The organism is Micromonospora sp. SL1-18, from assembly GCF_047921505.1.
GTDB lineage: Bacteria > Actinomycetota > Actinomycetes > Mycobacteriales > Micromonosporaceae > Micromonospora.
Window position 1 is genome coordinate 1 of record NZ_JBLROA010000242.1, and the last position, 342, is coordinate 342.

Consider the following 342-nt stretch of genomic DNA (forward strand, 5'->3'; position numbering starts at 1 on the left):
GCGGCTAGGGCGGCGAGGTTGCGGGCTGCGTTCTCGTCCCGGTCGATAACCAGGCCGCAGGCATCGCAGGTGAACACTCGGACGTGCAGCGGCAGCTTGGCTTTCACCGCGCCGCAGGCCGAGCAGGTCTTGCTGGAGGGATACCAGCGATCGGCTACTATCCGCCGACCACCGTTCCATGCGGTTTTATACCCCACCTGCCGGCGGATCTCTCCGAACCCTGCGTCCGCGATCTTACGGGCGAGGCGTCGGTTGCGGAGCATGCCGGCCACGTTGAGGTCTTCAACCACGACAGTGCCGTACTCGCCGGTGATCTTGGTCGTGAGTTTGTGCAGCCCGTCA

The 342-nt window shown here is 64.9% G+C and carries 1 protein-coding gene; it reads right to left on the bottom strand.

Translation table 11 applies throughout. From position 1 onward, the window contains the following. Positions 1-342 (bottom strand): RNA-guided endonuclease TnpB family protein (locus tag ACNAW0_RS30770; protein ID WP_416291544.1); only part of this gene is annotated, 342 nt, incomplete at both ends.